Below are 23,945 nucleotides of genomic sequence, written 5' to 3'. Positions count from 1 at the left end.
TGGCGCGCGCATGACCGGGGTGGCCCCGACCGGACGCGACGGCCAGGGCGTCGACGACCCCGTCGTGCGGGCTGCCTCCGAGGTCATCGGAGGCCCCCGCGGGCGGTACGCCGCCGCGCGCGAGCTGCCGTGGCTGCTGACGGCCGCCGTGCTCTCCGCCCTGACGGCGGTCACGGCGGGGCTCGGCATCCTGCTGCGCGCGCCGTGCCTGCGCACCGGGTTCACCGGCGACACCCAGTTCTGGAGCGCCTGCTACGCCGACCTGCCGACCGCCTACCGCGACGCGAACGTCAAGGCCGGCCTCGCGGCATACCTGCAGGGTGGCGACGGGGCCCCCGTCACCGGCCAGCCGCCGGTGACCGGGCTCGTGCTCACGGCGCTCGCCAGCCTGGGCCCCGACGGGGGCTCGCTGCGCACGCGGGCCGCCTGGTACTTCGCGCTGTGGTCGGTGCTGCTGACCCTGCTGCTGCTGGCGGTCGTCTGGCTGGTCGCCTCGTCGGTCGCGCGTCCCTTCGCGGCCGCGCAGGTGGCCGTGTCGCCGGTGGCGGCCCTCGCCGTCTTCGTGTCGGCCGACCTGCTCGGCGTCGCCCTCGCCACCGCCGGCATGTGGGCGTGGTCGCGACGCAACCCGACCCTGGCGGGCGTCCTGCTCGGCCTTGCCATCGGCGCCCGCTCCTACCCGGTGCTCATCGTCGTCGCGATCGTGCTGCTCGGGGTCCGCTCCGGCCGGCTGCGCGCGGCGGGCCGCACGGCCGGCTACGCGCTGCTGACGTTCGGCGCCCTGCTGTCGGCGACGTGGCTGCTCAACCGTGGCGCCGCGGCCTCGCCGTACCGGGACTGGGCCTCCGCGCCGGCCGGCTACGGCTCCCCGTGGCTGCTTCCCCAGCTCGCCGGCCACCCGCTGCCCGAAGGCGCCGTGACCGCGCTCGCCGTCCTCGGCTGGTTGGTCGCGCTGCTCGTCGGCGCGGTGCTGGCGCTCTCGTCGGCTCGGCGACCGGCCCTCGCCGAGGTGTCGCTCGTGATGGTCGGCATCGTGCTCGTCACGGGCAAGTCGTTCACGGTGCAGAGCTCGTTGTGGCTGCTGCCACTCGTCGCCTGGTGCGCCGTGAAGTGGCGCGACCACCTCGTCTGGGCGGGCGCCGAGGCGCTGAACTTCGTTGCCGTCTGGCTCACCATCGCCGCGACGTCGGTGCCCGACCGAGGCCTGCCGCCGCAGTGGTACGCGTTCTTCTCGATGCTGCGCGTCGTCGCGGTGCTGTGGCTGGTGGCCGTCGTGTGGCTGCGCGCCCGTGAGCGGTGGGGTGGCTCTGACGTGGAGCTGGGGCAGGGGGCTGGTTCGGGTTCGGAGCTCGACGACCTCGCGGGGCCGATGGCCGGCGCCGAGGACCGCTTCATCGTCCGCTTCTCCTGAGCCTTCGGGTGGGTGGTCGGGTGCACCCGCGCTCTGGGCGGTTCGATTTCTTCGTATGCCGGGTGGCCCGGTACTCTGGCCCAGTTCGTCGTGTGCCCTGCAGCCTGTGGATGTGGCCGACCCGGTGTCGGTGACCTCTGCAAGGCTGGGACCCGGCTGGAAGACCAGGCGGGGCCAGGCCCACGGCGGGACGAATGCAACCCTCCTGTCACGAGAGAGACTCGTGACCGCCGAGACCAGAGGAGGTGGGTTAGAAGCATGCGTCAGTACGAACTCATGGTCATCCTCGACCCGGAGACCGAAGAGCGCACCGTCGACAAGACGATGGACAAGTTCCTCACCGTCGTGAAGAACGATGGCGGCACCGTCGACAACGTCGACATCTGGGGCCGTCGCCGCCTTGCCTACGACATCAAGAAGAAGTCCGAGGGCATCTACGTCGTCGTCACGATGTCGACGGAGCCGGCCACGGCCCAGGAGCTCGACCGCCAGCTGAACCTCAGCGAGACGGTCATGCGCACCAAGCTGCTGCGCCCCGGCGCCTGATTCCAGCGACCTGTTACTGAACTGCTCGATCACCCAAAGAAGGACTGAACGGAGCCACGCATGGCAGGCGACACCGTCATCACGATCATCGGCAACCTGACCGCCGACCCCGAGCTGCGTTTCACGCCGTCCGGTGCCGCGGTCGCGAACTTCACCGTGGCCTCGACGCCGCGGCAGTTCGACCGCCAGAGCAATGAGTGGAAGGACGGCGAGACGCTGTTCATGCGCTGCTCGGTGTGGCGCGACGCGGCAGAGAACGTCGCCGAGTCGCTCCAGCGTGGCATGCGCGTGATCGTGTCCGGCCGCCTCAAGTCTCGTTCCTACGAGACCAAGGAGGGCGAGAAGCGCACCGTCGTGGAGATGGACGTCGACGAGATCGGCCCGTCCCTGCGCAGCGCGACCGCGAAGGTCAACAAGACCCAGCGTGGTGGCGGCGGTGGCGGTCAGGGCGGTCAGGGCGGCGGCTGGAGCGGTGGCTCCGGCAGCGGCTCCGGCGGCCAGGCCGACGACCCGTGGGCGACCGGTGGCAGCGCCGGTGGCCAGGGTGGTCAGGGTGGCGGCAACCAGGGTGGCTGGGGACAGTCCTCCGGTGGCGGCCAGCCGGCGGCCCAGCCCTCGGGCGGCCAGCAGGGCGGTGGCTGGGGCTCTGCTCCCAGCTACGACGAGCCCCCCTTCTGATCGAGCAGGTCAGCATCGTCGTCCGGCCCMGTGGGCCGGACGGCACACCCCAGTAGTTACGAACCATCCCGGGGCACGAACCCCGGGCTCTCATCAAGAAGGAGAGCACCACGATGGCAAAGCCCGTTGTGCGCAAGCCCAAGAAGAAGGCCAACCCGCTGAAGGCGGCGAAGGTCGAGAACATCGACTACAAGGACACCGCGCTCCTGCGCAAGTTCATCTCCGACCGCGGCAAGATCCGCGCGCGTCGTGTGACCGGTGTGTCCGTCCAGGAGCAGCGTCTCATCGCCACGGCCGTCAAGAACGCCCGTGAGATGGCCCTGCTGCCCTACTCGAGCTCGGCTCGCTGAGCCCAGCCGCTCGAGAACCAGGAGAACATCATGAAGCTCATTCTCACGCACGAGGTCTCGGGTCTCGGCGAGGCCGGCGACATCGTCGAGGTCAAGGACGGCTACGGCCGCAACTTCCTGCTCCCGCGTGGTCTCGCGACCGCCTGGACCAAGGGTGGCCAGAAGCAGGTCGACGCCCTGACGAAGGGCCGTGAGGTCCGCTCGATCAAGGACCTCGACCAGGCCAAGGGTGTCAAGGGCCAGCTCGAGGCCACCTCGGTGAAGGTCCCGGCCAAGTCCGGCCAGTCGGGTCGTCTCTTCGGCGCCGTCAGCAACGGCGACATCGCCGCTGCCGTCAAGGCGGCCGGTGGCCCCGAGCTCGACAAGCGCAAGATCGAGGTGAAGCAGGCCATCAAGACGCTCGGCTCCTACGAGGCGACCGTCCGTCTGCACCCCGAGGTCGCGGCGACCCTCAAGTTCGAGGTCGTCCCCGCCTGAGCGCTGCTCACCAGCACCTCACCAGCACGGCCGAAGGGCCGGGACCCGCGTCACGCGGGTCCCGGCCCTTCGCCATCTGCCGTGTCGTCAGCCGCGCCGGGCCGCCGCGGCTCGGCTCCCGGGGTGGCGGGTGCGAGCTCAGCCGCGGCGGACCGTCACCGACGCGTCGAACAGGTTCCACGGCGTGTTGCCGGCAGCGTCCGGAACCTCGAGGTGTCCCGACACCGACACGCGTCCGGGGTGCATCGAGCCGGCCGGCGCGGTGATCCGCCAGGTCCGCGAGCTCCCGTCGCACGTGACCGCGACCGAGCCCGACGAGGCGACGCGGGACCGGGTGCCGAGCTCGACCCCGATCGTGCCCGGCCCGGAGGTGACCTCAGCGTCGGGGACGGTGCACGAGTAGGTGCCGCTCAGGGTCACCTGACCGTTCGCGAGCCTGGCCTCACGGTCGATGGTGACGGTCCCGAGGACGGGCGCCCCGCCCGTGTGGGCGGGGGCGACCGCCAGCGCGGTCGTCGTCAGGGCAGCGGTGGCGGTGAGGGCGACAACGGTGCAGGTGCGCGCGACGGACATGTGTGGATCCCCTTGTCTGGTGGGCTCGCTCGTCGAGCCACTGCCACCTAGAACCCACGCAAGCGCGCCCTGGTTGTCAGCCACTCCAAGAAACTCTTCGCCGCCCCACACTCATCGAGTGCTCATTCTCCGACGCCCCCCTCCAAGTCGAGTGCTCAGTTTCCTGCGTCGGGAAGTGGGCACTCGTCTGGGTCGTCGTCTCCCCTTGCGTCGAGTGCTCAGTTACCTGCGTCGGGAAGTGGGCACTCGTCTGGGTCGTCGTCTCCCCTTGCGTCGAGTGCTCAGTTTCCGACGCCGCGTCCACGTCGAGTGCTCAGTTTCCTACGTCGGGAAGTGGGCACTCGACGGGGCGGCGCGTCGGGAAGTGGGCACTCGACTTGGCGGGTGGGGCGGCTGGGTCCCCGGGTGGTCAGGTGGAGTCGCGCTCGACGAGCTTGGTGGTGAGCGTCGTGACCCGGGGCGGCGTCTCGCCGCCGAGCAGGCGCAGCAGCGTGTCGGCCATGACCACGCCCATCTCCTGCGCCGGCTGGGCCACCGTCGTGAGGCCGATCTTGCCCCGGGTGGCGTACGGGCTGTCGTCGAAGCCGACGATGGCGACGTCGCGGGGGACCGAGAGACCCCGCTCCTCCAGCGCGACGAGCGCACCGCTCGCCATGAGGTCGCTGGCGACGAAGATCGCGTCGACGTCGGGGTGCTCGTCGACGAGCGCCAGGGTGGCCCGGATGCCGCCGGCCTCGGTGAAGTCGCCGCGGCCGACGCGGTGGTCGGAGAGTCCGGCCGCGACGAGGGCGTCGCGCCAGCCGAGCTCGCGGTCGACGGACGCGGGCATGTCGGCCGGCCCGGTGATCGTCGCGATGTTGCGGCGGCCGCACGCGATGAGGTGCTCGACGCCGTGCCGCGCCCCGGCCCGGTTGTCGACGTCGATGTAGTAGTCGCCGGGGTTCGCGACGTCGCCGAGCGGCCGGCCACCGAAGACGACGGGGAGCGACCGGCCGAGCGAGGCAAGGAAGTGGTCGCCGGAGTGGTGCGACACGACGAGGGCACCGTCGACGTTGCCGCCGAGCAGGTAGCGCCGGGTCTTCTCCGACGGCGAGCTCGGGTGCGTCAGCTGGAGGTTGAGCACGTAGTCGCTGTCATCGAGCCGGTCGCTGATGCCCTGGACCACATCGGCGAAGTACGGGTCGCCGAAGAAGCGGTGCGCGTCCTCGGGCACGACCAGGGCGATCGACATCGTCGCGCGCGCCACGAGCGACCGGGCGGCGCGGTTGGGCACGTAGTTGAGCTCGGCGATGGCCTTCTCGACGACCGCGAGCACGTCGGGGCTGACCCGTGGCGAGCCGTTGATGACCCGCGAGACCGTGGCTCGCGACACGCCGGCCACCCGGGCGACCTCCTCGAGGGTGGGTCGCCCGACCGGGGCTGCAAGCGTCCCGTCGCTCATGCCTCGGTGCCTCCTGCGGGTGCGTCGCCCCGGTCGTCGGTGGCGACAGCGTCTCCGGCGGGGAGCAGCTGGCGCGTCGCGATGATGCGGGCGTAGTCGAGGGCGCTCGCCTTGGGCGTGCGCACCTGGGTGTCGTAGTCGACTCGGACGATACCGAAGCGCTTCGCGTAGCCCCAGGCCCACTCGAAGTTGTCGAGCAGCGACCAGTAGAAGTATCCGCGCACGGGCACCCCGGCGTCGACCGCGTCGAGGATCGCGCCGAGGTGCGCCCGGACGTATGCCGTGCGCCCGCGGTCGTCGACGAAGCCGTCCTCGTCGGCGACGTCGTCGAAGGCGGCCCCGTTCTCGGTGACGTGCAGCGCGACGCCCGCGGGACCGGCGTACTCCTCGTGCAGGCGCACGAGCAGGCGGGTCAGGCCTTCGGGCTGGATCTCCCAGTCCATCGCGGTCACGGGCAGGCCGCGCGGGTGGCGATGGGCGGCGTCGGCGGCCGGGAAGGGCGAGCGGGTCTCGCGGCCCCCGTTGAGGGCGTCGTTGAGGGCCGTCTCCGGCTGCTCGTGACCGATGGCCTCGCCGTTGTAGTAGTTGACGCCGAGGACGTCGATGGGCGTCGCGATGACCTTGAGGTCGCCGTCCATGATGTGGTCCTCGAGTCCCAGGTGGCGGACGTCCTCGAGGAGGTCGGCCGGGTACTGGCCGCGGAAGACTGGGTCGAGGAAGATCCGGTTCATCTGTCCGTCGATGCGGCGGGCGGCGTCGACGTCGCGCGGGTCTGTTGGGTCGACCGGGTCGGCCACGGTGAAGTTCAGGGTCAGCCCGAGCTCGAGCGAGGCGTCGCGGGCGCGGAGCTCCTGGACGACGCGGCCGTGCGCGAGCAGCAGGTGGTGCGCGGCCGCGAGACCGTCGGCGGGTGACGTCCGGCCGGGGGCGTGCATGCCGGCCGTGTAGCCGAGGAACGCCGAGCAGAACGGCTCGTTGAGGGTGGTCCACGTGCGCACGCGGTCGCCGAGCCGGTCGTGGACCGCGAGGGAGTAGTCGACGAAACGGTCGACCGTCTCGCGCGCGGTCCAGCCGCCGCGGTCCTCGAGGGCCTGCGGCAGGTCCCAGTGGTAGAGCGTCAGCCAGGGCGCGATGTCGGCGTCGAGGAGCGAGTCGACGAGCCGCTCGTAGAAGTCGAGGCCCTTCGCGTTGACGGGGCCGCCGTCGGGGCAGACCCGGCCCCACGACGTCGAGAAGCGGTACGACTGCATGCCGAGCGACCGCATGAGCTCGACGTCGGCGGCATACCTCGTGTGGTGCTCGCAGGCGACGTCACCGTTGTCGCCGCCGACGACGGCGCCCGGCGTGTGCGCGAAGGTGTCCCAGATCGAGTCGGTGCGGCCGTCGACGTGCCGCGCGCCCTCGATCTGGTAGGCCGCGGTCGCGACCCCGAGGACGAAGTCCTGCGGCACCGGGCGAGCCTGCGTGACAAGGCTTCTCGCGGGCGTGCTCAGCGAGGTGGTGGGGTTGGCGGTCATCCCTTGACTGCTCCTTGCATGATGCCGGAGACGAGCTGCTTCCCGGCGACGACGAACAGGACGATGAGGGGAAGCGCCATGAGCACGACCCCGTTGAGCACGAGCGAGTAGTCGACGAAGTGCGCGGCCTGCAGCTGCTGCAGCGCGACGGGCAGGGTGGGGTTGCCGGGGTCGAGCACGATGAACGGCCAGAAGAAGTTGGTCCACGTCGCGATGAAGGTGAAGAGGGCCAGCATCGCGGCGCCGGGTCGGGCGGCCGGCAGCGCCACGGACCAGAAGGTGCGCAGCGTCGAGGCGCCGTCGACGCGAGCGGCCTCGATGAGCTCGTCGGGCAGCGCCTCCTGGAGGTACTGCGTCATCCAGAAGACGCCGAAGGCGCTCACCGCGCTGGGCAGGATGACGGCCCAGACGCTACCGATCCACCCCAGCTTGCTCATGACGATGAACAGCGGCACGATCCCGAGCTGGGTCGGCACCGCCATCGTCGTGATGACGAAGACGAGCAGGCCCGACCGACCCCGGAAGCGCAGTTTCGCAAACGCGAAACCGGCCAGCGCCGAGAAGAGGACGACGAGCAGCGACACCGTGCCGCTGACGAGCACGCTGTTGCCCAGGGCCTTCCAGAACGGCACGCTCGTGACGACGGTGGCTGCGTTCTGCAGGAAGTGCCCGCCCGGGATGAGCGAGTACGGGTCCTGCACGATGGCAGCCGCGTCCTTGCTGCCGATGACGAACGACCACCAGAGCGGGAAGGCCGACGCGAGCAGCACGACGACGAGGAGGACGTATGCCGTCCGGCTGGCCTGGGTGCGGCGCACCAGCCGGGTGGGGCGTGAGCGGCGCGGACGGTCCAGGGTCGAGGCGGTCATCGCTGTCCCTTCGAGGCGATCCGGCGGGTGACGAGGAAGTTGACGAGGGCGAAGACGACGACGATGAGGAAGAGCATCCAGGCGACGGCGGCGGCTCGGCCGAAGTTCTTCTGGGTCCAACCGAGCTGGTAGAGGTAGAGCGTCAGCGTCTGCCACTGCCGGTCGGCACCGCCGAGGCCGTACTGGTCGTACATCCGGGGCTCGTCGAAGATCTGCAGGCCACCGATGGTCGAGGTGATGACGACGAAGATGATCGTCGCGCGCAGCTGCGGGACGGTGATCGAGAAGAAGGTGCGCCGCCGGCCGGCGCCGTCGATGAGGGCGGCCTCGTAGTAGTCGCGCGGGATCGCCTGCATCGCGGCGAGGAAGATGAGCGCGTTGTAGCCGGTCCAGCGGAAGTTCACCATCGTCGCGATGGCGAGGTGGCTCGGCAGCACCTCCTTGTGCCACTGCACGGGGTCGACGCCGACGAGGCCGAGCAGGTGGTTGACGAGGCCGAACTTGTCGCCGAAGAGGTCGCTGAAGACCAGCGCCACGGCCACCGGCGCGACGACGTAGGGCAGCAGCACGCCCATCCGCCAGAAGGTGCGGGCCCGGAGGCCGATGTCGAGCGCGGCGGCGATGAGCAGCGCCGCGACGATCTGCGGCACGCTCGAGAGCAGGAAGATGCTGATCGTGTTCTTCAGGGCGTTCCAGAAGAACGGCTGCCCGAGCACGTCGGCGTAGTTCTTGAGGCCGACGAAGTCGCCCTGGCCACCGATGAGGCTCCACCGGTGCAGCGAGACCCACGCCGTGTAGAGCAGCGGAAAGAGCCCGACGATGCCGAAGAGGATGAAGAACGGGCTGACGTACGCGTAGGGCGAGGCCTTCTCGTCGAGCTTCGTCAGGCGCCGCCGCCACGGCGAGCGCGGCTTCAGGGGCGAGCGCTCCGCGGCCATCGGAGCGGCGTCGGACGCCGCCGATGCGGTCCTGCGGTCAGTGGTCTGGAGGGTCATGCGTCTTCCGATCGTCGGGTGGACGGCCCGGTGCGGGAGGGGGCCGCACCGGGCCGTCCACGGGCCGGCTGAGGCGTCAGGTCAGCCGAGGGCCTTGACGTCGCCCACCCACTTGTCCCAGGACTCCTGCGGCGAGGTGCCCTGCTCGACCCGCGTCAGCGCCTGCTGCATCGCGTCGTTGATCGCGAAGTAGTGCGTGCCCTTGTACGGCGAGACGGTCACGGCCTTGGCGCGGTCGGCGAAGATCTGGCCGGTCGGCGCGTTGTTGAACGAGGCGACCTTGAAGGCGAGCAGGTCCTTGCTCTCGAGCGCCTGCTGCTGGCTCGGGAAGGCGCCGACCTTCTGGAAGGCCTTCACCTGCTGCTCCGGCGCCGTCAGCCAGTCGGCCAGCTCCTGGGCCTCCTTGGGGTGGGCGCTCTGCTTCGGCACGGTGAGGTAGCTGCCGCCCCAGTTGCCACCGCCACCGGGGAAGGTGTTGGCGACGTCCCAGCCCTTGACGCCCTTGGCGTTGCCCTCGATGACGCCGACCATCCAGCCGGGGCAGAGCATCGTGGCGAAGCCGTCCTTCTGGAACGACGCGGTCCAGTCGTCGCCCCACTGCTGCAGCTTGGCCGACAGCCCGTCGGTGATGCCGGCGGTCACGACCTGCTGGTAGATCTTCTTGACGTCGGCGTTGTCGGTGGCGGTGATGGAGTCGTCGCCCGGGTTCTCGTAGGCGGCCGGGAGCTGGTTGACCATGCCCTGGTAGGTGGCGCCGATGCTGTCGAAGAACGGCACCTTCGACTTGGCCTTGAACTGCTTGCCGGCGGCGAAGTAGCTCTCCCAGGTGGTGCCGAACATCTTCGCCACGGATGCGCGGTCGCTCGGCAGGCCGGCGGCCTTGAAGAGGTCGCTGCGGTAGCAGATCGCCTCGGGGCCGGAGTCGGTGCCGTAGCCGATCAGGTGGCCCTCGGCGTCGGTGGCGGCCTTGGCCTTCCAGTCGAGCCAGCGTCCGTCGGTGTCGGCGCTCTTGAGGTCGGTGAACTTGTCGGAGAACTGGAGCATCTCCGGAAGCCAGTCGACCTCGACGGCCTCGACGTCGGCCATGCCGCTGCCGGCGGAGAGGCGGGTGAAGAAGTTGTCGCGGGCCTCGTTGGAGGTGGCCGCCTTCTTGTGGGTGACCTTGATGTTCGGGTGCGTCTTCTCGAACTCCGGGATGAGGTCCTCGTAGCCGAACTGGTTGAACGTGGCGAGCGTCAGGGTGACCTGTCCGCCGCCGGCAGAGGTCGCTGCGCCGGCCTGGGTGGCGGTGCCGTCGCCGCCCGAGCCCGAGCTGCAGGCCGAAAGGGCGAGCAGGCCGACCGTCAGGGTGGCGAGGGCGACGTGGCGCGAGCGCACGGCGGGCGTGCCGGTCCGCATGGAACGGGATGTCATGGAGAGCTCCTTCGGTCTCATCCCCGGATGGGTGGGAGCGCTCTCCGTGCGTGGAGGGAAGTGTGAGAGCGCTCTCACGGGAGAGAATGAAGGGCGTTCGGTGTCGCCGTCAAGCCCCGTGACCATTCCGTGACACCGCGTGACGGCTGGCCGGCGGCTAGCGTGGTGCGCTCAGGCACCGTCGCCGAGCGAGAGGCTCCCGATGACGAGCACGACCACCTACGACCTCGTGGCGATCGGACGCGTCGGCGTCGACCTCTACCCGTTGCAGCACGGTGTGCCCCTCGACGAGGTGCGCACCTTCGAGAAGTTCCTCGGCGGCAGCGCGGCCAACGTCAGCGTCGCGGCCGTGCGTCACGGACGCCGGGTCGCCCTGGTCAGCGCCGTGGCCGACGACGCCTTCGGTCGATTCGTGCACCGCGAGCTGCTGCAGCTCGGTGTCGACGACGCCCACGTCCAGACCATCAGCGGTGGCCCGCCGACCCCGGTCACCTTCTGCGAGATCTTCCCGCCCGACAGCTTCCCCATCTGGTTCTATCGCTATCCCATTGCGCCTGACCTTCTCATCACGGCGGATTCCCTTCCGCTGCAGGCGATTCGGCAAGCACGGGTCCACTGGTCCACAGCGACCGGGCTCAGCCAGGAACCCAGCCGGGCAGCTCACCACGCGGCTTGGGAAGAGCGTGGTCGGGCGCCGCTGACGGTGCTCGACCTCGACTACCGCGCCATGTTCTGGTCGGATCGCGACGAGGCTCGGCGGCAGGTGCGGGACGCCCTGGGAAAGGTCACTGTCGCCGTGGGCAATGTCGAGGAGTGCGAGGTCGCCACCGGCGAGTCAGACCCCGAGCGGGCCGCCCAACGGTTGCTCGAGGCCGGCGTCGAGCTCGCTGTGGTCAAGCTCGGTCCTCGCGGCGTCACGGCCGTCACGCCCAGCGAGAGGGTTTCGGTCGGGCCGTTCCCGGTGCGGGTCGTCAACGGACTGGGAGCCGGCGACGCGTTCGGTGGTGCGCTCGTGCACGGGCTGCTGGAGGGCTGGGACCTCGAGCGGACGCTGCACTTCGCCAACGTGGCCGGAGCCCTGGTCGCAGGCCGGTTCGAGTGCTCCACCGCGATGCCGACGACGGCCGAGGTGCAAGAGCTGCTGTCGGACGTCGAGGTGGCCGACGGCGCCTTCTGACGCGGCAACGGCGCGCTCGCCCCTTCCGCGCCTTCGATGTATCCGACGATCACGGGTGACCGTCGAATACATCGAGCCGGAGTTGGCCCGGGAAAGAGAAAACCCGCCCCTGCTGGTCTTGTCGCCGAACTCGGCCAGCAGAGGCGGGTGCCCTTTGACCCGATGATCCGACAGGGGGAGGAAATCACCGAGTCGCACAGGAGCAACTCACGAGATCGACTATGAACGCCGCACCTTAAAGAACGCTGGGAATGGCGTAGTAGTTGCCTCTGACTCACCGCACCGTCGCCCGAAGGCAGCTCGATGGCATCGGGGGAGTCGCGCCGCGGGACGGTCGGGTATGCAGCCCGTGTCGCGCTCACCGGCGTGACCCGGGCTGGGAGGAGGAGCACGTGCAGACATTCGTGCCATATGCCGACTTCGCCCGCACCGCTGAGGTGCTCGACATGAGGCGGCTCGGCAAGCAGCGCGTGGAGGTCATTCAGATCGTGCGGGCGCTCACGGTGGCGGGCTACGCGTGGGCGTCGCATCCTGCGGTGCTCATGTGGAAGGGCTACGAGGAGGCGCTCGGCTCGTACGGCCGGGCCATGTGCGACGAGTGGGTCGGTCGCGGGTTCGACGACACGTGCGCCGGCACCATCCAGGCCGACCTCGCGACCGCCGGTGTCACCCAGATACGTGACTTCGACACCCTGGTGGCCGAGGCCTCCCTGCCCCCGTGGCTGGCCGACGAGGACGTGCAGCGCAGCCACCGGTCCGCTCTCGTGCGCAAGGACCCGGCGCACTACGCCGCGATTTTCCCCGAAGTGCCGCCCGACCTCCCGTACGTCTGGCCGGTGCGTTCCGAGGCAGTGCTCGAGCGGGAGCGTCGTCAGGCCGAAGCTGCCCGTCGCCGCGAGGAGCGCGCCCGCGAGAAGGCGCGTCTCTCCCGCAGCGCGGCGGCCCGCAAAGCGTGGGAGACGCGCCGGCGCCGCCTCGACGGGGACGGCCGGCCCCACGACGCTCCGGCGGCGGACCGGTCTGACCGACCCACCGCCTAGCCAGGTGGCGCGCGAACGCCCGGACAGCGCGCGCCGCCAGCGACGCAGCAGACCGCGCGGACGATAGTCGTCAGCGGGTCAGCGGGCGCCGACGACCATCCAGGCGTCGCCGCGGGCACGCCAGCCGAGCACGACGGCGCGGATCACCATGAACGCCGTGAAGGCCGTCCAGAGCACGACGACGTCGCGGCTGGGGGAGCCGCTCGGCCCCGAGGCCCGCACGGCGAGGATGAACGGCAGGTACCCGACGAAGGTGATGACCATGCCCCCCGCGAGCCAGGCGCCGTCTCCGGCGCCGATGAGCACTCCGTCGAGCACGAAGACGTAGCCGGCGACTGCTTGCCCCAGGCCCACGACGACGAGGGCAGCGCCCAGGGCGCTCCGGACGGCGGGGTCGGTGGTGAAGAGCGGTGGGATGACCGAGTGGAGGGCGGCCAGGAGCAGACCCAGGCCGAGACCGCCCCACACGCCCCAGCGCACCATCGTGCCCATCGCGACCCGCACCCCCTCGCGGTCACCGGCGCCCAGAGCCCGACCGGTGATCGCCTGACCGGCGATCGCGAGGGCGTCGAGCGCGAACGCGAGGAACGACCACAGCGTCATGGCGACCTGGTGGGCGGCGAGGGGCACGTCGCCGAGTGAGGCCGCGACCCACGTCGTGACGAGCAGAGTCGCGCGCAGGGCCAGGGTGCGCACGAGGAGCGGTACGCCGGTGCGCGCGGCCGCGAGGACACGCCCCGGGTGGGGGCGCAGCCGGGCCTGCCGCGCCCGCGACCTCGCGAGCAGCACGGCGACGAGAGCCAGGCCCATGCCGGTCTGCGCGATGACCGTGCCCCACGCGGATCCGGCGATGCCCCAGTGCAGTCCGTAGACGAAGAGGAGGTTGAGCGCGATGTTGGCGCCGAAGCCCACGACCGACGCCACGAGCGGTGTCGTGGTGTCCTGGAGGCCACGCAGCACACCCGTGACGGCGAGGATGACGAGCATGGCCGGGATGCCGAAGGCGGAGATGCGCAGGTAGGTCGTCGCCTGCTCCAGCGCGGCCGGTGACGCACCGAACACCGCGCTGATCGGACGGGCCCCGGCGGCGACCACTGCCGCCGTGACGACCCCGAGGCCGACCGCGAGCCACAGTCCGTCGATGCCGGCGCTGATCGCGGAGCTCTCGTCACCGGCGCCGAGATGGCGGGCGACGACGCTCGTCGTGCCGTAGGCGAGGAAGACGAAGATGCCGGCGGCCGTGACGAGGGCGGCGCTCGCGACTCCCAGGCCCGCGAGCTCGGCTGTGCCGAGGTGGCCGATGATGGCCGAGTCGGCCAGCAGGAAGAGAGGCTCGGCGATGAGGGCGAGGAACGCGGGCACCGCCAGCCGGACGATCTCGCGCCGGTGGCTCGGGCGATCTGCATCGGCGGAAGGGTCGCTCACGCCGGCGCCCCGAGGTGCTTGAGCGCCTCGCGTCGCGACAGGCCCGAGAGGTCGGGGTGGGCGGCGACGAAGGCAAGCACCCAGTCGGGGTCGTGCCGCCCGTGGTCACGCAGGGCCCAGCCGATGGCCTTGCGGCTGAAGAAGTCTCGGTCGTCGATGTTCGGCTCGATGACGTCGGCCAGCAGGGAGTGGTCGAGCCGCGCGCCGGCACCGACCTGGCAGATGATCGCCGCACGGCGCACCCACAGCGAGTCGGCAGCCGCCCAGCCGAGCATCCTCAGGCCCTCGACCGGCGGGGTGGCGAGGACGGTGTCGCGGACCAGGTGCGTCGCGATGTCGTCGACGACGTCCCACCAGGCGCCTGACCGGATCAGGCTCTCCCACAACGGCATCGCGTCGCTGTCGACCCACGCCCGGTAGGGGCGGTGGCGAGCGAGGGCGATGGCGGCATACCACTGCTCGCGGTGCGTGGCGCCGTCCCAGAGAGCGCGGATCGTGGCCACCCACTGGTCGCGTGACTCCATCGAGAGGGCGGGGTCGCGCAGCAGGGGGCCGAGGGCGGCCTTGAGCTGCGGCGAGGTGAGACCGAAGTACGGCAGCGCCGACTTCATGTGGCGCTGCTGGCCGGCGGCGCGGACCGGGTCGGCCTGCTGCTCGAGAGCGGCCCGCACCGCCGACACGAGGTCGGGGTGCGGACCGGTCGTCATGCGCCCACCGTAGTCGGCCCTGCCGACGGAACTTCAGCCGTCCAGGACCGTCAGGTCGAGGGCGGGGCGGCGAGGAGCCTGTGCCCGGAGGGGGTTCAGCGCTTGGTCGCCCGGCCGAGGTAGCCGAAGGCCCACGGGCGCATGAGCTTCGGCAGCGGGAGGTAGGTGCGGTCGACCTGCTCCATGACGAGCCCCGACTGCTCGACGAGCTCGTCGATGGGTCGGGTCAGGTGGCAGCCGTCGAAGACCCTCTTCTGGATCGGCTCGAGCCGGTGCTGCCAGCGTCGGATGCCCTCGTCGGGTGAGAGGCCGTGCTCGAGGAAGTGGAGAGCACCGCCCGGGCGCAGCACGCGGCGCACCTCGGAGAGGGCCGTCGCGGCATCTGGGATGGTGCACAGGGTCAGGGTCGAGAGCACGCTGTCGACGCTGGCGTCGGCCAGGTCGAGGCGCTGCCCGTCGAGCCCCCCGCGCTCGATCGCGATGGGGGACCCCGCGCGTGCCTCGGCGCCGAGGCTCCACCCGACGTCGGACGGTTCGACCGCGATGATCCGGGTCACCTCGACCGGGTAGAGGCCGATGTTGTTGCCGCTGCCGAACCCGAGCTCGACGACCTCGCCCCGCAGGCCGGCGCAGGCGCGGCCGCGCACCTCACGGATGGCGGGGCTCTCGTTGCCGGCGACGATTCGCGGCGTGACCTGTCTCGCCCAGAAGCCCATGCCGGCAGCGTAGGCGGGTCAGCCCGCCCGCAGGGTGATCAGGGGAATTCCGGAGGAGTGAGCACACGAACTCGCGGGCTCCAGGCGCCGGCCCCGCGACTGGTCAGGACGGGCACGTCCCCGACCGTGCCGAGACCGTCGATGACGGGCTGCTGGCGCAAACTCGTGGTTGCCGTTGACCGCGAAGACGCCGAGTGGCGCCTCGAGGTCGGCCAGGGGTGCGAGGGCCTCGGAGACCTGGGCCACCTTGCCGTCGATGAGGTCGCCGCCGAGCACGACGACGTCGGGTCGCTGTGCGTTGACCTGGTCGACGACGCGGCGGGTGAAACCGGCGTCGCGGATCGGCCCGACATGCAGGTCGGTGACGAGGGGTCGACAAGGGGATGCCGGCGTCGGGGCTCAGGCGGGGGTGCCGAAGCGAGCCGCGTTGCGCTCGCGGGCCTTCTGGCGCTCGACGTCGCGGTCCTTCGGCGGGGCGCTCGTCGTCAGGTGCTCGAGGAGGTGCTGGGTCGCGTGGGCGATCGCCTCGACGGCCTCGTCGAACGCGTGCTGGTTGGCGTGGCTGGGCTTGGTGCTGCCACTCACCTTGCGGACGTACTGCAGCGCGGCGGCGCGCACCTCGTCCGACGTGGCGGCGGGCTCGAAGTTGTGGAGCTGTCGGATGTTGCGGCACATGCGTACGACTTTAGGTCGCTCCACCGACGCAACGGGTCCCAGTGAACTGCCGGCGTCCGGGGGGTTGCCAATTGGGAGTTAGTAAACTTTACTAACTCCCATGAACACCGCACTGCCGCGAGCCCGACGGGTCTCCACCCGCACCGCCGTTCTGCCTGCCCACGGCCGGCGGCACAACCTGTCGCTCGTGCTGCAGATGCTCTACTCCGTCGGCGCGATGAGCCGCGCCGACCTCGCTCGCCGCCTCGGCATGAGCAAGGTGACGGTGTCGGACCTCGTGTCCGAGCTGATGGACAGCGGGCACGCCGTCGAGCTCGGCCCGTCGGGGATCGTACGCCCGGGCAAGCCCGGCACCCTCGTCGACGTCAACCGCACCGGCCTGCAGGCCATCGGCGTCGACCTCGCCGAGCACGAGGTGCTCCGCGCCGCGGTGCTCGACCTCGACGGCAACATCCTCGTGCGCGCCGAGCGCCCGATCGGCGACGACACCGGGCAGTCCGTCGTCGACACCGTGCTCGACCTCGTGGGCGAGGTCGTCGCCGCCGCCACGGCGCCCATCCTCGGCATCGGCATCGGCACCCCGGGCATCGTCGGCCCCGGGGGCGTCGTCGGCACGGCCCCGAACCTCGGCTGGACCGACGTGCCGCTGCGCGACATCGTCGCCGACGCCACCGATCTGCCCGTCTTCGTGGTCAATGACGCCGATGCCGCGGTCCACGCCGACTACACCCTGGGCGAGGGCGGCGACGACCTCATCCTCGTCAAGGTCGGACGCGGCGTCGGCGGCGGCCTCATCGTCGGCGGCCAGCGGGTGCGAGGCGCCCACTTCGCCAGCGGCGAGATCGGACACGTCACGGTCGGCACCGACGGTGGCGCCGCCTGTCGCTGCGGCAAGGTCGGCTGCCTCGAGACGTGGGTGTCGGCGCCGAACCTCGAGAAGGCGCTCGCGGCGGCCCACGACGACGAGCCGCTCCGTGAGGCCGGCGAACGTCTCGGCATCGCGCTCGCACCGGTCGTCGCTGCTCTCGACCTGTCCGAAATCGTGCTGAGCGGCCCCGAGCACCTGCTCGGCGGGGTGCTGCGCGACGCCCTCGACGAGACCCTGCACGCGCGGCTCCTCGCCCGCACCACCACCGACCTCACGGTGCGCCTCGCATACCGCCCCGACGACATCGTCCTCCGCGGCGCCGCCGTGCTCGTCCTCTGGGACCAGCTCGGCGTCGCCTGATCTCGCCCGGCGCGGACCCAGCGGTCCGTCCCCGCCGAACCACACGGCATACGCCCTCTCCCTCGTCCGTCACTCCCCTCCACGGGTCCAACCCCTCCTCTCGCGTCAGCGAACAACCGGTCCGCACCGCGGCCTTTCGAAAGGAACCAGGAATGAAGAAGACCCTCGGTCTGGCGGTAGCCACGACCACCGCGGCGCTGCTGCTCACCGCGTGCGGCGGCGGCGCGACCGGCTCGACCACCAACCCCTCCGCGGCCGCGTCCGGTGCGGGCGGCCCTGCCGGCAACGCGGGCAAGAGCATCACGCTCTGGCTCGCCGGCACCGACACCCCCAAGGAGCTGCGCACCTACCTGCAGGACACCTTCAAGGCGAAGACGGGCGCGACCCTCAAGATCGAGGAGCAGGCGTGGCCCGACCTCGTCACCAAGCTGACGACGGCCCTGCCCGACTCGAAGAACACGCCGGACGTCACCGAGATCGGCAACACCCAGAGCCCGACCTTCACCAACGTCGGCGCGTTCAGCGACCTCTCCGACGTCTACCAGGAGCTCGGCGGCAGCAAGCTGCTCCAGTCCTTCGTCGACGTCGGCACCGTCGAGGGCAAGCAGTACGCCCTGCCCTACTACTTCGGGTCGCGCTACATGTTCGCCCGCGCCGACCTCTGGAAAGAGGCGGGGGTCGCCGCACCCAAGACGCTCGACGAGTTCAACTCCGCGGTCAAGACGATCACGGCCAAGAACCCGCGCGGCATCAAGAACTTCAGCGGCTTCTTCCTCGGCGGCCAGGACTGGCGCAACGGCATCTCGTGGGTCTTCGCCAACGGCGGCGAGCTGGCCAAGCAGGAGAACGGCCAGTGGGTCTCGACCCTCTCCGACCCCAACACGATCAAGGGGCTGACCCAGCTTCAGGACCTCTACCGCAACGCGTCCAAGGCCCCGGCCGACGCGAAGGACCAGACGCCGTGGCTCTACGTCAACGACGCCGACGAGATCCTCGACGAGAACCAGAAGGTCACCGGCAAGACGTCCCTCGCGGCCGCGACGATCATGGCGCCGGGCTGGGCGCACTGGTCGATCGGTGACCTCAAGGAGAAGGACGGCAAGAAGGTGCGCGAGTGGAACGACAAGAAGTTCACCGCGTTCGTCCTGCCCGGCAACGACGGCAAGCCTGCCCCCGTCTTCGCCGGCGGCTCGAACATCGCGATCTCCAAGGCCAGCCAGAACCAGGCACTGTCGCGCGAGCTGCTCAAGATCATCTTCTCGGCCGACTACCAGAAGAAGCTCGGCGGCGCCGGCCTCGGCCCGGCCAACAGCGACTACGTCAGCTCGCTCGGCGACGACGAGTTCGCCAAGGCCCTCGTCGAGTCCGCGTCGAACTCCAAGCTGACCCCGGCTGCGCCGGGTTGGGCGGTCGTCGAGTCGAAGTCGATCATGGAGGAGTTCTTCTCCAAGATCCGCGACGCCGCCGACCTCACCGCCCTCGCCAAGGAGTACGACGCGAAGATCACGCCCCTGCTCAACCTCAAGTGACGGCCACGCGTCAGCGCGCCTGACGCCAGCCCCGGCGGCCGGGTCCCCWCAACCCGGCCGCCGGCCCCCAGGCTCGAAGAGGCCACCCGCTCGAAAGGCCAGACCCATGACCACGACGGCGACCGCCCCGCCCGAGACCCTCCACGAACCCGACACTGGCAGTGCGCCCCTGCCCCCGCGTCGGAGCCTCCCCGCGCTCCTCATCGTGCCGACGCTGCTGATCCTCGTCGCCGCCCTCGGCTACCCCGTCGGCTGGCAGGTCGTCACGAGCCTCCAGAAGTTCGGTCTAGCCCAGCAGTTCGGGCAGCCGCCCGAATGGGTCGGACTCGACAACTACCGCGCCCTGCTCACCGACGGCGACCTCTGGCTCATTGTCGGGCGCTCCCTCGCCTTCTGCGTCGTCTGCGCCCTCGTCACGGTGGGCGTCGGCCTCGGGCTCGCACTCCTCATGGGTGCGGTCGGCCGTGCCGCCCGCCTCGCCCTGCAGGTCGCCCTGCTGCTCGCCTGGGCGATGCCCGTCGTCGCCTCGATGACGGTCTGGACCTGGATCGTCAACTGGCGCAACGGTCTGCTCAACTGGCTCCTCGAACGCGTCGGGGTCGACGCGGCGGGTCACAACTGGCTCGTGCAGCCGCTGTCGTTCTTCGTCGTGGCCGCGGTCGTCGTCGTGTGGATGAGCGTGCCCTTCGTGGCACTGTCGATCTATGCCGGGCTCACGCAGCTCTCGCCAGAGGTGCTCGAGGCCGCCGAGATCGACGGGGCAGGGGGCTGGCAGCGGCTGCGCCTCATCATCCTGCCGCTCGTGCGGCCGGTGATCTCCATCGTGCTGCTGCTCCAGCTGATCTGGGACCTGCGGGTCTTCACGCAGGTCAAGCTGCTCCAGGACGCCGGCGGCGTGGCCAACGAGACCCACCTGCTCGGCACGTACATCTACCAGCTCGGCACGGGCGCCGGCGATTTCGGCATGGCCAGCGCCGTCTCGATCCTCATGCTCGTCCTCACCGTCGCGGTGAGCTGGTACTACGTCCGCTCCCTCATGAAGGAGGAGTCCTGATGAGCACCTCCGCCCTCGTGCGTCCGCGCCGGTCGACGCGACGCACGCTGCTCACGGTCCTCGCCGTCGGGCTCGCGCTCGTGTGGGCCTTCCCCGTCTACTGGATGCTCAACTCGGCATTCCTCGACAAGGTGACGCTGCAGCGCACCACGCCGACCTTCCTGCCCTTCGGCGGGTCGTTCGACAACTTCCGCGCGATCTTCGACGACCCCGGATTCGTTCGGGCCCTGAGCATCTCGCTCGCCGTGACCCTGACGACGGTTGCGGCCGCCATCGTCATCGCGTTCCTCGGGGCGCTCGCGATCAGCCGCTTCCGTTTCCGTGGACGACGGTCGTTCGTGCTCGCGCTCCTGCTCATCCAGATGCTGCCGGCCGAGGGCCTCTTCATCGCGCAGTACAAGATGATGAGCAGCGTCGGCCTGCTCAACAACGTCATCGGGCTCGCGATCCTCTACACCGCCGCGGTCGTGCCGTTCACCGTCTGGATGCTGCGCGGGTTCGTCGCCGGCGTGCCGATCGAGCTGGAGGAGGCTGCCATGGTCGACGGGCTCTCGCGCACCAAGGCCTTCCTGCGGATCACCTTCCCGTTGCTGGCTCCCGGGCTCGTGGCATCCGGCGTCTACGCCTTCCTCCAGGCGTGGAACGAGTTCACCGTGGCGCTGGTCGTCATGACGGAGGAGCAGTCGCGCACGCTGCCGCTCTGGCTGCGCGGCTTCGTCCAGGCGAGCGCGACCCGCGAGACCGACTGGGGTCAGGTCATGGCCGCGTCGACCGTCGTCGCCGTGCCCGTCATCATCTTCTTCCTCATCGTCCAGGGACGGATGAGCAGCGGCCTCGTGGGCGGGGCGGTGAAGGGCTGACATGGAGCATTCACCTGAGGCGCTGCGGCGCCTCGTCCTCAGCACGCTCATGCCCGGTTTCGTCGGCACCACCGTCCCCGACTGGGTGGTCAGGGAGTATGCCGCCGGGCTGGCGTCGGTGTGCCTCTACGGTGCGAACGTCGTCGGCCCCGACCAGCTGGCGGGCCCCTGCGCGTCGCTGCGGTCAGCAGCACCAGACCTCCTCATCGCCGTCGACGAGGAGGGCGGCGACGTCACCCGGCTGCACTACCCGACCGGGTCGACCCAGCCCGGCAACGCGCTGCTCGGGCGGCTCGACGACACTGCGCTGACGCGCGACTCGGCGGCGACCATCGGCCGCGAGCTGGCGGCATACGGGATCAACCTCGACCTCGCACCGGTCGTCGACGTGAACTCGGCCGACGAGAACCCCGTCATCGGGGTGCGCAGCTTCGGCGCGGACGCGGCGCGCGTGGCCCGGCACTCGGCGGCGTTCGTCGAGGGTGTGCAGTCGGTCGGGGTCGCCGCGTGCGCCAAACACTTCCCGGGTCACGGCGACACCGTCACCGACTCGCACCTGGCGCTGCCGCACGTGCACGCCGAGGCCCACGTGCTCGACGCGCGTGAGCTGGAGCCGTTCCGGGCGGCGATCGAGGCGCGGGTCGCCTGCATCATGACCTCGCACGTCGTCGTCTCGGCCATCGACCCCGATCGCCCGGCGACGTTCTCGTCGACCGTGCTCGGCGACGTGCTGCGTGGACGACTCGGCTTCGAGGGCGTCATCGTGTCCGACGCCCTCGACATGGCGGGTGCCTCGGCAGAGACCGGCATCCCGGAGGCAGCGGTGCGCGCACTGGTCGCAGGCTGCGACCTGCTCTGCGTCGGCTCCGAGACCACCGAGGAGGAGTTCCTCGCAGTCGTCGCCGCTGTCGTTGCAGCGGCCCGGACGGGCCAGCTTCCCGTCCACCGTCTCGAGGAGGCGGCTGCGCGAGTCGCAGCGCTCTCCAAGGGTTTTGCAGCGGAGTCACTCGTCATCGACGCGCCCGCACAGGTCCCCGCCTGGTCCAACGGGGCACTCGTGCGCGGCTTCCAGGTGGGTGCGGCCGTGCAGGCCTGGCTCGATGCCCCGTGTGACGCCGTCATCGTGCAGGTTGCCTCCGACCCGAACCTCGCCGTGGGGCGGGTGGCCTGGGGGCCGTATGCCGCTGGGCTGACGACCGCTGAAGGCGCGGTCCCCGAGGGGGCCAAGGTGGCCGTGGTCGGGCGCGGACTGGCGGCCGGGCACCCGTTGTGGGCTGTCGCGGAACGCCTTCGTGCACAAGGGCACCCGACACTCACCGTCGACTGCGGCTGGCCACGCGGCGGCGCTGACCTCGTCACCTTCGGGGGGTCGGTCGTCGTGGCCGAGGCCCTGGGCCGCTACCTCGGGGTGGAGCGCCCGAGATGAGCGGCGTGCTACGGCTCGGCATCGACATCGGTGGCACGAAGACGGCTGCCGCGCTCGTCGCCGAGGACGGCGCCGTGCGCGCCTTCACGTCCGCACCGTCGGGTCGTGGCCCGACAGACGTCGTCGACGTGGCAGTGCTGCTCGCGCACGAGGTGCGGGCCGAGGCGTCTTCGCCGGTGGTCTCGATTGGCGCGTGCATGCCCGGACTCGTCGACCCCACAACGGGACTCGCGCGTCACGCGGTGAACCTCGACGTCGATCGGCTCGCGCTCGGTCCGGAGCTCTCGGCGCGGCTGGGCGCCGACGTCTTCGTCGAGAACGACGTCAAGGCGGCCGCACTCGGGGCGTGGCGGCTGCGTTCGACCGCCGAGGGGGCGGCCGATGGGGCGCTCGGTGCGCCGCTGACCGACACCCAGACCATGGCGTACCTCAACCTCGGCACCGGCCTGGCCTCGGCGATCGTGCGCGGTGGCGTCGTGATCCGCGGGATCGACGGTGCGGCAGGGGAGATCGGTCATCTTCCGATCGGCGGCGACGCCCCCTGCACGTGCGGGCAGATCGGCTGCCTGGAGACGGTGGCGTCGGGGTCGGCGCTCGGACGCCTCTGGCCGGAGGGCCGGCGGGTGCACCGCGACCCCTTCGTCGCGGCCGCCGGGGGTGACCCGTCGGCGGCCGCGGCCGTCGACGTGTTGTGCACCGGCGTCGGGCTCGCCGTGCAGCTGCTGGCACTGGCATCCGGTGCAGAGCGGGTCGTGGTCGGGGGCGGTCTCGCTGCGCTGGGTGCTCCGCTGCTCGAGGGCATCTGCGGTGACCTGCGGCGGCGGGCTCGTTCGTCGCCGCTCGTCGCCGCGCTAGACCTGCCGAGGCGAGTGGAGCTGCTCCCGTCGGATGTCCCGGTGGCCGCCCTCGGAGCGGCCTTTCTGGGCGACGCACCGGACGTCCTAGCGCGTCGGCGCGGCTTCGCCGACGACCGCATCGGCCTGGTGGGCTGATGGAGGTCCTGGTGCTGCCCACGCCGGCCGCTGTGGCCCGGCGTGCTGCCGAGGTCGTGGTGCAGGGCCTGGTCGAGGCGGATCGGCGCGAGCCGGTCCTGGGCCTCGCCACCGGCTCCTCGCCCCTCGGGCTCTACGCCGAGCTCGCGGCTGCCGTGGCGGCGGGCCGGCTCGACCTGAGGAGCGCCCGCGGCTTCGCGCTCGACGAGTACGTCGGCCTGGCGCCGGGGCATCCGCAGTCCTACCGCGAGGTCCTGTTGCGCGAGGTCTGCGCGCCACTGGGTCTGCCCTCCGACCGGCTCCACGTGCCCGACGGGTCCGGCGCCGACGAGACGGCCCTCGTGGCGGGCGCGGCGGCCTACGAGTGGCTCCTGGTGCGAGCCGGTGGGGTGGACGTGCAGATCCTCGGGATCGGCGCGAACGGGCACCTCGGGTTCAACGAGCCAGGGTCCGCCCTCTCCTCGCGCACCCGGGTCAAGCGCCTGTCCGACCGCACGCGGGCCGACAACGCGCGGTTCTTCGACGGGATCGACGAGGTGCCGACGCACTGCGTCACGCAGGGTCTCGGCACCGTCCTGGACGCCCGGCGCCTCGTCCTCGTCGCCTCCGGCGGCGCCAAGTCTGAAGCTGTGGCGGCTGCGCTCGAGGGCCCGCTGTCGGCCTCGTGCCCCGCCTCGGTGCTCCAGTGGCACGTCGACGCCGTCGTCGTCCTCGACGAGGCCGCGGCGGGTCAGTTGCGCAACCGGGACTACTACGACGCCTCGGCCGCGGGTCTGGCCGAACCGCATACGCCCTCGTCCCAGGCGTGGTAAAGGGTGCACCACGCTTTGGTGAAGCCCAGCCCTG

General features: G+C 71.0%; 25 protein-coding genes. 14 read left to right on the top strand and 11 right to left on the bottom strand.

Going from position 1 to position 23,945, the window contains the following annotated elements; all coding sequences use genetic code 11:
• Positions 1–10: 10 nt before the first annotated feature.
• The 5 genes from AC1DE0_RS06590 to rplI all read left to right on the top strand — a co-directional run bounded on the left by AC1DE0_RS06590 (position 11) and on the right by rplI (position 3,462).
• Positions 11–1,411, top strand: a complete 1,401-nt coding sequence (locus AC1DE0_RS06590; RefSeq protein WP_478098441.1) for a glycosyltransferase 87 family protein — start codon at positions 11–13, stop codon at positions 1,409–1,411.
• Positions 1,412–1,669: 258 nt separating this feature from the next.
• Positions 1,670–1,957 (top strand): 30S ribosomal protein S6, encoded by a 288-nt coding sequence (rpsF, locus tag AC1DE0_RS06585; RefSeq protein ID WP_478098439.1) that lies wholly within the window; start codon positions 1,670–1,672, stop codon positions 1,955–1,957.
• Positions 1,958–2,017: 60 nt separating this feature from the next.
• Positions 2,018–2,635: a single-stranded DNA-binding protein gene (locus AC1DE0_RS06580; protein WP_478098437.1), complete on the top strand. Its 618-nt coding sequence runs from the start codon at positions 2,018–2,020 to the stop codon at positions 2,633–2,635.
• Between the two features lie 113 nt (positions 2,636–2,748).
• Positions 2,749–2,985, top strand: coding sequence for a 30S ribosomal protein S18 (gene rpsR, locus AC1DE0_RS06575; protein WP_013494395.1), 237 nt, complete (start codon positions 2,749–2,751; stop codon positions 2,983–2,985).
• Between the two features lie 30 nt (positions 2,986–3,015).
• Positions 3,016–3,462 (top strand): 50S ribosomal protein L9, encoded by a 447-nt coding sequence (gene rplI, locus AC1DE0_RS06570; RefSeq protein WP_442291024.1) that lies wholly within the window; start codon positions 3,016–3,018, stop codon positions 3,460–3,462.
• A 138-nt stretch (positions 3,463–3,600) separates the two neighbouring features.
• Here the strand turns inward: rplI and AC1DE0_RS06565 are convergent, their stop codons facing one another.
• From AC1DE0_RS06565 to AC1DE0_RS06540, 6 genes are all read right to left on the bottom strand, one after another.
• Positions 3,601–4,035 carry a DUF6299 family protein gene (locus AC1DE0_RS06565; RefSeq protein WP_478098435.1) on the bottom strand — a complete coding sequence of 145 codons (435 nt, stop codon included), beginning with the start codon at positions 4,033–4,035 and terminating at the stop codon, positions 3,601–3,603.
• Between the two features lie 409 nt (positions 4,036–4,444).
• Entirely contained in the window at positions 4,445–5,476 is a 1,032-nt protein-coding gene (locus AC1DE0_RS06560) for a LacI family DNA-binding transcriptional regulator (RefSeq protein ID WP_478098434.1), read from the bottom strand.
• On the bottom strand, positions 5,473–6,993 hold the full coding sequence (locus tag AC1DE0_RS06555) for a GH1 family beta-glucosidase (protein ID WP_478098431.1): 1,521 nt from the start codon (positions 6,991–6,993) through the stop codon (positions 5,473–5,475). The genes AC1DE0_RS06560 and AC1DE0_RS06555 overlap by 4 nt, the downstream gene beginning before the upstream one ends.
• Complete coding sequence (locus AC1DE0_RS06550; protein WP_478098429.1) at positions 6,990–7,862, bottom strand: carbohydrate ABC transporter permease; 873 nt, start codon at positions 7,860–7,862, stop codon at positions 6,990–6,992. The genes AC1DE0_RS06555 and AC1DE0_RS06550 overlap by 4 nt, the downstream gene beginning before the upstream one ends.
• The gene (locus AC1DE0_RS06545; protein WP_478098427.1) at positions 7,859–8,857 is read right to left on the bottom strand and encodes a carbohydrate ABC transporter permease; all 999 of its coding nucleotides are present in this window, start codon (positions 8,855–8,857) and stop codon (positions 7,859–7,861) included. Before AC1DE0_RS06545 ends, AC1DE0_RS06550 begins: the two co-directional genes overlap by 4 nt.
• A gap of 81 nt (positions 8,858–8,938) precedes the next feature.
• A complete protein-coding gene (locus AC1DE0_RS06540; protein WP_478098425.1) occupies positions 8,939–10,270 on the bottom strand; it encodes an ABC transporter substrate-binding protein in 1,332 nt (443 codons plus the stop codon).
• Positions 10,271–10,472: 202 nt separating this feature from the next.
• On the opposite strand from AC1DE0_RS06540, the gene iolC reads away from it, so the two are divergent.
• Together iolC and AC1DE0_RS06530 are read left to right on the top strand one after the other, a co-directional pair.
• Entirely contained in the window at positions 10,473–11,447 is a 975-nt protein-coding gene (gene iolC / locus AC1DE0_RS06535) for a 5-dehydro-2-deoxygluconokinase (RefSeq protein WP_478098423.1), read from the top strand.
• Between the two features lie 392 nt (positions 11,448–11,839).
• The gene (locus AC1DE0_RS06530; protein WP_478098421.1) at positions 11,840–12,487 is read left to right on the top strand and encodes an MSMEG_6728 family protein; all 648 of its coding nucleotides are present in this window, start codon (positions 11,840–11,842) and stop codon (positions 12,485–12,487) included.
• A gap of 78 nt (positions 12,488–12,565) precedes the next feature.
• Here the strand turns inward: AC1DE0_RS06530 and AC1DE0_RS06525 are convergent, their stop codons facing one another.
• The 5 genes from AC1DE0_RS06525 to AC1DE0_RS06505 form a co-directional block, all read right to left on the bottom strand.
• Complete coding sequence (locus AC1DE0_RS06525) at positions 12,566–13,912, bottom strand: MATE family efflux transporter (protein ID WP_478098419.1); 1,347 nt, start codon at positions 13,910–13,912, stop codon at positions 12,566–12,568.
• Entirely contained in the window at positions 13,909–14,619 is a 711-nt protein-coding gene (locus AC1DE0_RS06520) for a DNA alkylation repair protein (RefSeq protein WP_478098417.1), read from the bottom strand. The genes AC1DE0_RS06525 and AC1DE0_RS06520 overlap by 4 nt, the downstream gene beginning before the upstream one ends.
• Before the next feature lie 95 nt (positions 14,620–14,714).
• The gene (locus tag AC1DE0_RS06515; RefSeq protein WP_478098415.1) at positions 14,715–15,335 is read right to left on the bottom strand and encodes a class I SAM-dependent methyltransferase; all 621 of its coding nucleotides are present in this window, start codon (positions 15,333–15,335) and stop codon (positions 14,715–14,717) included.
• A gap of 18 nt (positions 15,336–15,353) precedes the next feature.
• On the bottom strand, positions 15,354–15,692 hold the full coding sequence (locus AC1DE0_RS06510) for a metallophosphoesterase (protein WP_478099555.1): 339 nt from the start codon (positions 15,690–15,692) through the stop codon (positions 15,354–15,356).
• Between the two features lie 42 nt (positions 15,693–15,734).
• Positions 15,735–16,010 carry a DUF2277 domain-containing protein gene (locus tag AC1DE0_RS06505; RefSeq protein WP_478098413.1) on the bottom strand — a complete coding sequence of 92 codons (276 nt, stop codon included), beginning with the start codon at positions 16,008–16,010 and terminating at the stop codon, positions 15,735–15,737.
• A 100-nt stretch (positions 16,011–16,110) separates the two neighbouring features.
• Between AC1DE0_RS06505 and AC1DE0_RS06500 the strand changes: the two genes are divergently transcribed.
• The 7 genes from AC1DE0_RS06500 to AC1DE0_RS06470 all read left to right on the top strand — a co-directional run bounded on the left by AC1DE0_RS06500 (position 16,111) and on the right by AC1DE0_RS06470 (position 23,911).
• On the top strand, positions 16,111–17,238 hold the full coding sequence (locus AC1DE0_RS06500; RefSeq protein ID WP_478098411.1) for an ROK family transcriptional regulator: 1,128 nt from the start codon (positions 16,111–16,113) through the stop codon (positions 17,236–17,238).
• Between the two features lie 152 nt (positions 17,239–17,390).
• A complete protein-coding gene (locus AC1DE0_RS06495; RefSeq protein ID WP_478098410.1) occupies positions 17,391–18,767 on the top strand; it encodes an extracellular solute-binding protein in 1,377 nt (458 codons plus the stop codon).
• A gap of 106 nt (positions 18,768–18,873) precedes the next feature.
• Entirely contained in the window at positions 18,874–19,821 is a 948-nt protein-coding gene (locus AC1DE0_RS06490) for a carbohydrate ABC transporter permease (protein ID WP_478098408.1), read from the top strand.
• Positions 19,821–20,681, top strand: coding sequence for a carbohydrate ABC transporter permease (locus AC1DE0_RS06485; protein WP_478098406.1), 861 nt, complete (start codon positions 19,821–19,823; stop codon positions 20,679–20,681). Before AC1DE0_RS06490 ends, AC1DE0_RS06485 begins: the two co-directional genes overlap by 1 nt.
• Position 20,682: 1 nt before the next feature.
• Positions 20,683–22,107 carry a beta-N-acetylhexosaminidase gene (gene nagZ / locus AC1DE0_RS06480; protein WP_478098404.1) on the top strand — a complete coding sequence of 475 codons (1,425 nt, stop codon included), beginning with the start codon at positions 20,683–20,685 and terminating at the stop codon, positions 22,105–22,107.
• On the top strand, positions 22,104–23,099 hold the full coding sequence (locus AC1DE0_RS06475; protein WP_478098403.1) for an ROK family protein: 996 nt from the start codon (positions 22,104–22,106) through the stop codon (positions 23,097–23,099). Before nagZ ends, AC1DE0_RS06475 begins: the two co-directional genes overlap by 4 nt.
• Positions 23,099–23,911, top strand: a complete 813-nt coding sequence (locus tag AC1DE0_RS06470) for a glucosamine-6-phosphate deaminase (protein WP_478098402.1) — start codon at positions 23,099–23,101, stop codon at positions 23,909–23,911. The genes AC1DE0_RS06475 and AC1DE0_RS06470 overlap by 1 nt, the downstream gene beginning before the upstream one ends.
• Positions 23,912–23,945 lie beyond the last annotated feature (34 nt).

Source organism: Terrabacter sp. 05T424 (assembly GCF_056396225.1).
The sequence above is the reverse complement of the archived record's forward strand: the minus strand, read 5'-3'. Positions and strand labels throughout refer to the sequence as shown.

Coding starts and splice junctions, on each gene's coding strand:
- iolC (WP_478098423.1), top strand. CDS start 10,473: ATGACGAGCACGACCACCTACGACCTCGTGGCGATCGGACGCGTCGGC.
- AC1DE0_RS06560 (WP_478098434.1), bottom strand. CDS start 5,476: ATGAGCGACGGGACGCTTGCAGCCCCGGTCGGGCGACCCACCCTCGAG.
- AC1DE0_RS06515 (WP_478098415.1), bottom strand. CDS start 15,335: ATGGGCTTCTGGGCGAGACAGGTCACGCCGCGAATCGTCGCCGGCAAC.
- AC1DE0_RS06475 (WP_478098403.1), top strand. CDS start 22,104: ATGAGCGGCGTGCTACGGCTCGGCATCGACATCGGTGGCACGAAGACG.
- rplI (WP_442291024.1), top strand. CDS start 3,016: ATGAAGCTCATTCTCACGCACGAGGTCTCGGGTCTCGGCGAGGCCGGC.
- AC1DE0_RS06490 (WP_478098408.1), top strand. CDS start 18,874: ATGACCACGACGGCGACCGCCCCGCCCGAGACCCTCCACGAACCCGAC.
- rpsF (WP_478098439.1), top strand. CDS start 1,670: ATGCGTCAGTACGAACTCATGGTCATCCTCGACCCGGAGACCGAAGAG.
- AC1DE0_RS06520 (WP_478098417.1), bottom strand. CDS start 14,619: ATGACGACCGGTCCGCACCCCGACCTCGTGTCGGCGGTGCGGGCCGCT.
- AC1DE0_RS06470 (WP_478098402.1), top strand. CDS start 23,099: ATGGAGGTCCTGGTGCTGCCCACGCCGGCCGCTGTGGCCCGGCGTGCT.
- AC1DE0_RS06540 (WP_478098425.1), bottom strand. CDS start 10,270: ATGACATCCCGTTCCATGCGGACCGGCACGCCCGCCGTGCGCTCGCGC.
- AC1DE0_RS06550 (WP_478098429.1), bottom strand. CDS start 7,862: ATGACCGCCTCGACCCTGGACCGTCCGCGCCGCTCACGCCCCACCCGG.
- AC1DE0_RS06555 (WP_478098431.1), bottom strand. CDS start 6,993: ATGACCGCCAACCCCACCACCTCGCTGAGCACGCCCGCGAGAAGCCTT.
- AC1DE0_RS06565 (WP_478098435.1), bottom strand. CDS start 4,035: ATGTCCGTCGCGCGCACCTGCACCGTTGTCGCCCTCACCGCCACCGCT.
- AC1DE0_RS06485 (WP_478098406.1), top strand. CDS start 19,821: ATGAGCACCTCCGCCCTCGTGCGTCCGCGCCGGTCGACGCGACGCACG.
- AC1DE0_RS06545 (WP_478098427.1), bottom strand. CDS start 8,857: ATGACCCTCCAGACCACTGACCGCAGGACCGCATCGGCGGCGTCCGAC.
- AC1DE0_RS06580 (WP_478098437.1), top strand. CDS start 2,018: ATGGCAGGCGACACCGTCATCACGATCATCGGCAACCTGACCGCCGAC.
- AC1DE0_RS06500 (WP_478098411.1), top strand. CDS start 16,111: ATGAACACCGCACTGCCGCGAGCCCGACGGGTCTCCACCCGCACCGCC.
- AC1DE0_RS06505 (WP_478098413.1), bottom strand. CDS start 16,010: ATGTGCCGCAACATCCGACAGCTCCACAACTTCGAGCCCGCCGCCACG.
- rpsR (WP_013494395.1), top strand. CDS start 2,749: ATGGCAAAGCCCGTTGTGCGCAAGCCCAAGAAGAAGGCCAACCCGCTG.
- nagZ (WP_478098404.1), top strand. CDS start 20,683: ATGGAGCATTCACCTGAGGCGCTGCGGCGCCTCGTCCTCAGCACGCTC.
- AC1DE0_RS06495 (WP_478098410.1), top strand. CDS start 17,391: ATGAAGAAGACCCTCGGTCTGGCGGTAGCCACGACCACCGCGGCGCTG.
- AC1DE0_RS06590 (WP_478098441.1), top strand. CDS start 11: ATGACCGGGGTGGCCCCGACCGGACGCGACGGCCAGGGCGTCGACGAC.